The 8,195-nt window shown below is 70.3% G+C and carries 6 protein-coding genes; all 6 read left to right on the top strand.

The annotated features are described in order from the left end of the window. Positions 1 to 69 precede the first annotated feature (69 nt). Positions 70 to 2,316 carry a condensation domain-containing protein gene (locus QK444_RS27590; protein WP_282785069.1) on the top strand — a complete coding sequence of 749 codons (2,247 nt, stop codon included), beginning with the start codon at positions 70 to 72 and terminating at the stop codon, positions 2,314 to 2,316. 461 nt (positions 2,317 to 2,777) lie between these two features. After that, positions 2,778 to 3,422, top strand: a complete 645-nt coding sequence (locus tag QK444_RS27585) for a fasciclin domain-containing protein (RefSeq protein WP_282785068.1) — start codon at positions 2,778 to 2,780, stop codon at positions 3,420 to 3,422. A 125-nt stretch (positions 3,423 to 3,547) separates the two neighbouring features. Beyond that, positions 3,548 to 4,210, top strand: a complete 663-nt coding sequence (locus tag QK444_RS27580; RefSeq protein WP_282785067.1) for a sigma-70 family RNA polymerase sigma factor — start codon at positions 3,548 to 3,550, stop codon at positions 4,208 to 4,210. Further along, positions 4,207 to 4,953, top strand: coding sequence for an anti-sigma factor (locus tag QK444_RS27575; RefSeq protein ID WP_282785066.1), 747 nt, complete (start codon positions 4,207 to 4,209; stop codon positions 4,951 to 4,953). Before QK444_RS27580 ends, QK444_RS27575 begins: the two co-directional genes overlap by 4 nt. A 111-nt stretch (positions 4,954 to 5,064) precedes the next feature. Continuing rightward, entirely contained in the window at positions 5,065 to 6,543 is a 1,479-nt protein-coding gene (locus QK444_RS27570) for a molybdopterin-dependent oxidoreductase (protein WP_282785070.1), read from the top strand. Positions 6,544 to 6,778: 235 nt separating this feature from the next. After that, the coding region (locus QK444_RS27565; RefSeq protein ID WP_282785065.1) for a condensation domain-containing protein at positions 6,779 to 8,195 on the top strand (1,417 nt) is incomplete at its 3' end.

The raw sequence follows: 8,195 nt of genomic DNA, 5'->3' as shown, positions 1-8,195 counted from the left end.
GGGGGGGGGGGGGGGGGGGGGCGCCCCGCGCCCCCCCGCCCCCCGCGCGGGGCCCCCCCCCCCCCGCCCGTGGTGACGAATCTGTACGGACCCGTCGAGGCGACGAGCTACGCGCTCGGCTTCGCGATTCCGGCGGATATGGCGGCGGACCGACCCGTACCCGTCGGACGTCCAGCCGACAACACCCGGGTCGCGGTGCTGGATCCGGCGCTGCGACCGGTGCCGGTCGGTGTCGCCGGGGAGATCTACCTGTCCGGGGCGGGACTGGCCAACGGCTACCACCGCGCCCCGGCCCGCACCGCGGAGCGCTTCGTCGCCGACCCGTTCGGCCCCGCCGGTGGACGCATGTACCGCACCGGCGATATCGGGCGCTGGGACGCCGACGGCCTGCTGCACTTCCTCGGCCGCGCCGATCGGCAGTTGAAGGTCAACGGTTTTCGCGTCGAACCGGGCGAGGTGGAGGCGGCGCTGCGGCGCGAGCCCGGCGTCGACGCCGCGATCGTCACCGCGCGCCGGGCCGCCAGCGGGCAGTCGCTCATCGCGCACATCGTCGCGACCGATACGGTCGACACCGCCGCGCTGCGGACCCGGCTGGCGTCGACGCTGCCGTCCTACCTGGTGCCCTCGGCCATCGTGGCCCTGGACGCGCTGCCGTTGACGCCCATGGGGAAGATCGACGTGAACGCGCTTCCCGTACCCGCGAACGGTGATCGGATTCCGGCCGGCACACCGCGCCAGCGGGTCCTCGTGCGCGAGTTCGCGGCGGCGTTGGGTATTGCGGAGGTCGGCGTCACCGACGACTTCTTCGCGCTCGGTGGCAATTCGCTGTCGGCGATCCGGGTGGTCGCGGCGCTGCGGTCCCGGCTCGGGGTCGCCGTATCGCTGCGCGACCTGTTCGAGTCGCCGACCGTCGCGGCGCTCGAGCAGGCGCTCGCCGACCGTGCGCCCGAACGCCTCCCGAACGGCCTTGCCACCGTGCGCCGTACCGACCCGATCCCGCTCGCACCCGCCCAGCAACGCCTGTGGACCGTGAACTACCTCGGCGGCAACCGCCCCGACTACCTGATCGCCACCGGCCTCGAGATATCCGGGCCGCTCGATCCGACGGCCGTGGCGGCGGCGGTCACCGATGTGGTCGAACGGCACGAAATCCTGCGCACCGTCCTGCCGTACGGCACGGACGGGCCCGTGCAGCACATCCTGCCGACGGCATCCGCACACCCGGATTTCCGGATCGTCGACCTGCCCACCGGCGACAGCGTCGACCGGGCGATGGACGCCGAACTCGCCGTGGGCTTCGACCTCACCACGCGTCCACCGCTGCGCATCCGCCTCTACCGCACCGGCCCCGAACACCACATCCTGCTCGGCGTCCTGCACCATGTCGCGGGCGACGGCGAATCCTTGGCCGTGCTCCAGCACGACCTGCTCACCGCCTACCGCGCGCGGGCGGTCGGCCACCCGCCCCGATGGGAATCTCCCGCAACCCAATTCGCCGACTACACGCTGTGGCTCCGGCAACTGACGCACGCCGACGGCCCCCTCCTCGAACGACAGGCGCGCTACTGGCGCACCGCACTCGACGGCCTGCCACCGCACCCGGTACTGCCCACCGACCGCCCCCGCGCAGGCCGCCGCGACAACAGCGCGGCGTCGCTGCCCATCCACCTGGACGCCGCCACCCACCGCGAGCTCGCACACACCGCCCGCGCCCACCGCGCCAGCGTCTACATGCTCGTCCACACCGCCCTCGCCCTCGCCCTGCACGATCGCGGCGCGGGCCCCGACCTGCCCATCGGCGTGGCCCTGAGCGCCCGGGACACCGCGGGCCTGCACGACCTGGTGGGCTGCGTGGTCGACACCGCCGTCGTCCGCGCCGACCTGTCCGCCGCCCCCACCCCCGGCGACCTGGTGGCGCAGGTCCGTGAACGCGTCCTCGCCGCATACGACAACAAGGAATTCCCCTTCGACGATCTCGTGGCCCTGCTCAACCCGCCACGCTCCCGGACCCACCACCCCCTGTTCCAGGTCATGGTGACCTACCTGCGCGGCACCCGAATCGACACCGCCGACACCGGCCTCACCATCCGCCATCACCCCGTCCCGGTCCGCCATACCCCCTGGGAACTGCTGCTGAACCTGCGCGAGGAATACGGCCCGAACGGCGAATACGCCGGAATCCGAGGCGAGATGGTGTATGCCGCAGAGCTTTTCGAGCACAGCACGATGGAGTCCACGGTGGCCGCGATGACGACCGCCCTGCACGCGCTGTGCGCCGAACCGTCGACCGGCACCGACCAGGACGCTCGGGAGTAGCGGCATCATCAGCCATCCGAGCGGGCTGGTCAACCGCTCGGCGTACCGACTCGCCTCGGCCGGGATCTGAAGGCGCACCTCCTGGGTGATCTCCTCGGCCACCGGGCAGCGGTGCGTCGGCCACTCGTGTCTCGATTGCGGCACGCTCGTCGTCGCGGTGTGGTCGGTGCGCGGATTCTGTCGGTTTCGGTGGTTGCCCGAAGAAATCTCGTCGGGCACCAAACCGCGGGCGAGGGCTGGGCGAAGTCCTTCCGGTACTCGTGGACGGCCATGAGTACTCGGGGTCTCAGCCGCCCCGCTGCTGGACGTCACCGGTCGCTGCCGCCCCCGACCCGCGGCCGGTGACCAGGCGAAGGCCCGAGCGGAAAGGACACCAATCCGACCGGCACGGCTGGCCGAAGTCCCTCCCGTCCCGAATTCCGCGGTCGCGCACGCGGGCCGCACGACGAAAGAAGATGATCATGAAGATGTCGCAGCGCACCCTCGCGGTGGCCGTCGCCCTGGCCGCCGCCACCGCGGTCGTGACCGGGTGCTCCGATGACCAGTCCGATTCGACCGCCGCGACCTCGTCGACCACCACGACGGCGGCCGCGACGACCACCGCCGACGCGGCCTCGGACCTGGTCGGGCCCGGCTGTACGGAATATGCCGAGCAGGTGCCCACCGGCGCGGGTTCGGTGAGCGGTATGGCGCAGGATCCGGTCGCCGTGGCGGCCTCCAACAACCCCATGCTCACCACCCTGGTGTCGGCGGTGTCGGGCAAGCTCAACCCGGAGGTGAACCTGGTCGACACCCTGAACGGCGGGCAGTTCACCGTTTTCGCGCCCGTCGATTCGGCCTTCGCCAAGATCCCGAGCGAGACCGTGGACGGCCTGAAGACCGACTCGGCGACGCTGACCAAGATCCTCACCTACCACGTGGTCCCCGGACAGATCGCGCCCGACGAGATCGCCGGAACGCATCAGACCGTCGAGGGCGGATCGGTCACGGTCACCCGGAACGGGGACGACATCAAGGTCGGCGACGCCGCGGTCGTCTGCGGTGGGGTCAAGACCGCCAATGCGACGGTCTACATGATCGATTCCGTGCTGATGCCGCCCGCCTGAGCGCACGGTCCGACACGCCCGTGGTCGCTCACGTCCACCACGCCGCCAGGAAACGAGAGTCTGATGCCGACGCCGCGAATCCCGTTCAACTCGGCCGAGTTCGGAGGAATGCCGCGGGTGCCCGCATGACCGAAGACGAGCATTCGACGGTTGTTCCGCTGTTCCGTGACCTGGAGCAGACCGCGGTGGCGCAGCCGTCCTGTCCCGCCGACCGCCCGGGGCGGGACCGGGAACTCGCCGAACGCCTCGTCGGCCTGCTGGCGGCGGTGGGCGGGGGCGATCGGGCGGCGTTCACCGAGCTGTACCGCCTGACCAGCCACCGCGTCTACGGCCTGGCCTTGCGCATGCTGCGCAACCGATCCACCGCCGAGGAGATCGCCCAGGAGGTGTACCTCCAGGCGTGGTCACTGGCGGGTCGCTACGACGAGCGGATGGCCAGTCCCATGGGCTGGCTGATGATGCTGACCCATCGCCGGGCCGTCGACCGCATCCGCATGGAGCGGTCGGCGACCGGACGGGAAAACGCCTACGGCCACCTGCATCTGGGTCGTGACCACGACGTCGTACTGGAAGCCGTGGAGCAGAGTTTCGACGAGCGGGCGGTGCGCGGGTGCCTGGAAACACTGACGCCGTTGCAGCGGGAGACCCTCGCCCTGGCCTACTACAGCGGCCGCACGTACTCCGAGGTCGCCGACCACCTGGGCACGCCCGTGCCCACCGTGAAAACCCGTATCCGCGACGGGCTGAAGCGCCTGGCGGCCTGCCTGACAGGAGGCGACGTCCGATGAGCACCACCGAGCGGCCCGATCTGGACCTGCTCGAACTCGCCTACCTGTACGCGATCGACGCCGTATCCGACGAGGAGCGCGCCGTCATCGAGGAGCGGCGGGAACGCGCCGACCGGTTCACCGCCGCCGAGTTCGACGCCACGGTCGTCGCCATCCGCGACACCATGGCCGATCTCACCGTGGTCGATTCCGTGCCTCCCCCGGTGGAATTGGAGGATCGGCTGCTGCGCGCGCTCGACCGTGTCATCCGAGTCGCCGGGCGCGGCGTGCGATACCGATGGCACGGTGGCCTGGGTCCGTTCTCCCGGCTGGACTGGTTGGCGGCGGCCTTCGTCCTGGTGATCGCGCTAGGCGCGGGGATCGGCTTCGTCGTGCAACGCCCCGGGGAGCCACCCGGTCCCGGCGAGATTACGGCGGCGATGATCGAGCGGCAGCCGGACGCGCTGACCCGGACCGTCCAGGTCACCGGCGGCGGTGAACTGTCGATCCGAGCCTCGGCGATGCTGGGTGCCGCGGCGGTCGACCTCCGGGATGTACCGGTTCCGCCCGTCGGCCGCTGCTATCAGATCTGGTTGGTCGAACTGGGCGGCCAACCGCGGTCGGCCGCCATCGTGGACGCGCTGTCGACCATGCCGGTGGTTACTGCTTTCGGCCCCACCGACACCCTGGCCGTCACCATCGAACCCGCCGGCGGCTCCCCGCTGCCGACCACCACCCCGGTGGCCAGCCTGAACCTCACCTGAGCCGACTCGATCGAAGGAGTCGTGATGTCGAAACCGAACAGTGCCGCCCTCGGCTCCCCACAGCATTCGTCAGCCGCCGGGATCGGTCGCGGCCGGGCCGCGCTGGCCGGGATGCTCGGTGCCGCCACGGTGCTCGGGGTGGGGCATCTGGTCGCGGTATTCGTCGATCCGGCGTCCTCGCCGTTCTTCGCGCTCGGCGCGACCATGGTCGACCACACTCCGACTGCCTTGAAAGAAGCCGCGATTCGACGCTTCGGCAGCAATGACAAGCTGGCACTGTTCGTCTCCATGGCCGTGGTGATGGCCAGCGGCGCGGCCATCGCGGGCCTGCTCGAACGCCGCCGGCCCATCGGCAGTGCGCTCCTGCTCCTGCTGGGCGGTGTCACCGCGCTGGCGGCGCTGCAACGGCCCACTGCCACACCGTGGTTCGCGCTGCCCACCGTGGTGGGGATCGCCGCCGGCATCCTGGCCCTGCGCGCCCTGGTGTGGACCGCGATGTCCCGCCCGGGGGAACCGGAGGGATTGTCGCGGCGGCGATTCCTGACCGGCGCGGTCGCCGTGGGCGCGGTCGCGGCCGGTGCGGCGGCGACCGGTCGCTGGCTGGGTGCGCGCCTGCGCGACGTGGTGGCCGATCGGGCGCGATTCGTGCTCCCCGTTGCCCGCCGGACGGCGCCGCCCATCCCGCCGGAGGCCGAAGTGCCCGTTCCGGGAATCACCCCGCTGCTCACCCCCAACGACCGCTTCTACCGGGTCGACACCGCACTGCAACTGCCCGCGCTGGCCAGTGCCGACTGGCGACTGCGAATACACGGAATGACCGACCGCACCGTGGAATTCGATGTCGACGAGCTGCGGCGACGCCCCGCCGTGGAGCGCGTCATCACGCTCACCTGCGTGTCCAACGAGGTCGGCGGCGACCTGGTCGGCACCGCCCGCTGGCTCGGCTATCCCTTGGCCGACCTGCTCGCCGAGGCCGGGGTGCGGCCCGACGCCGATATGCTGCTGTCCCGCAGTATCGACGGGTTCACGGCCGGAACTCCGCTGTCGACGGTGCTGGACGGCCGCGACGCACTGCTCGCGATCGGCATGAACGGCGAGGCCCTGCCGATCGAGCACGGTTATCCGGCGCGGCTGATCGTGCCCGGACTGTACGGCTATGTCTCCGCCACCAAGTGGGTGGTGGAGCTCGAGGTGACTCGTTTCGACCGCGCCCGGGCCTACTGGACCGAGCGCGGCTGGGCCGACCGCGCCCCGATCAAGATCGCCTCCCGGATCGACGTCCCCGCGTCGTTCGCCACCGTGCCCGCGGGGCCGCTGACGGTCGCCGGAGTCGCCTGGGCGCAGCGCCGCGGTATCGCGAGCGTGGAGGTGCAGGTCGACAACCAGCCCTGGCAGCCCGCGACCCTCGCCGCGGAGTATTCCGTCGACACCTGGCGGCAGTGGACCTGGCAGTGGACTGCCACACCGGGCACGCACACGCTGCGCGTCCGCGCCACCGACGGCACGGGGGAGCGGCAGACCGAGCAGCGCACCCCGCCCTTCCCCGACGGCTCCACCGGGTGGCACAACCGCGTGATCACCGTGCGCTGAGCACGGCTGCACATAGCGGATCGCGGTCATACGACCGTGATCACGTGCGTGGCTCCGAGCGCATCGCGCCAGTGACCGCGCATTTTGTCTGAATTATGGCGATTGCCAAATCGTTTCAGCGAAACGACCAATCCGTCCGGGTGTTCGGTGCGACTTCCTGTCTAGCTCGTTGCAGGGAAGTTGCTGCCATGTCCGGAGATAGTCCACGGTTTTTATCGGCGATTGGAGTGTTTTGATGACCGCCTTGGCCTCGGAGCCCGCAGGTCGTGACGCATCGAACACCGAATTCTCTTTCCCCTTGTCAGAGGCTCAGATCGGGATCTGGAACGCGCAGCACATTGCTCCGCAGGTGCCCTTGACCGTTGCCCAGTACGTCGAAATCCACGGCGAATTCGACGCATCCGTTCTCGGTCGGGCCATGCGGCTGTGTGCTGCCGATTTGCAGAGCCTGCGGCTGCGCATTGTGGAGGTGGCGGGGGAACCGCGGCAGCTGGTCGGTCCCGACAGCCCGATCGAGGTGGTACCGCACGACTTCCGATCCTGTGCCGACCCACGCGCGGCGGCGATGTCCTGGATGCGACGGGACGCGGCCGTTCCGATCCCGGTCCTGGGTGATCGGCTGTTCGAAACCGCCGCGCTGCGGGTAGGGGACGACGAATACCTGTGGTACGCCAAGATGCACCACATCGCCATCGACGGCTACGGCGCGATGCTGCTGGTCGCGCGGATCGCCGAACACTACACCGCGCTGATCGGCGGCACCGCCGCGAGCCCGGTGGTGGCCAGGGACCTGTATTCGATCTACGAATCCGAACGCGACTACCGGGACTCCGAGCAGTTCGAACGGGACCGGCAGTTCTGGAGCGAACGTTTGGCCGCCATCGGTTCCGAATTCAGCCTCAGCGACCGCCACGGTCCGGTGGGGGCCGAACGGTTGATCGAGGGCGGCCTGCTCGACCCGGCCGCGACCGCCGAACTCGCGGCGGTACGTTCGCGCTTCGGAGCTTCGCGCCCGGCATTGTTGACGGCCGGGGTGGTCGCGTATCTGGCCGCCGTCACCGGCCGTCAGGAGGTCACCCTGAGCCTGCCGGTCACCGCGCGCACCACCGCCGGACTGCGGATGTCGGCGGGCTACGTATCGAATGTGGTTCCACTGCACTTCGAGGTCACCGGCGACCACTCGATCGAGGATCTCGTGGGGCGGGTCGATCCCGGCATTCGTGACGCGCTGCGGCACCAGCGGTATCGGCACGAGGATATGGCCCGCGACCGGGGCGCGGCCGGTACGGACCGTGGGTTCCTCGGGCCGGTGGTCAATATCATGCTGTTCCACAACGGCATTCGCTTCGGAAACGCGGCCGCGACCATGCATCTGCTGTCGACCGGCCCGGTGGAGGATCTGTCGGTCAACATCTACAACGGCTCCGGAGACGGCGAGCTGCATATCGACTTCATCGGCAACCCGGCGCGCTACACCGTCGACGAACTGCGCGCGCACCATGGGCGCTTCCTGGCCTTTCTCGCCGATTTCCTCAGTGCCGCACCGCCGACCCGGGTGTCGGAGCTGTCGGTGCTGGGGGCCGCCGAGCGACAGCTGGTGCTGCGGGACTGGGCGTTGACGCCGGCGGTCGCCGCCGACGGCGGCTTCGCTC

The organism is Nocardia sp. CC201C (assembly GCF_030010695.1).
Taxonomy (GTDB): domain Bacteria; phylum Actinomycetota; class Actinomycetes; order Mycobacteriales; family Mycobacteriaceae; genus Nocardia; species Nocardia otitidiscaviarum.
This window is presented reverse-complemented; position numbering and strand designations above follow the sequence as displayed.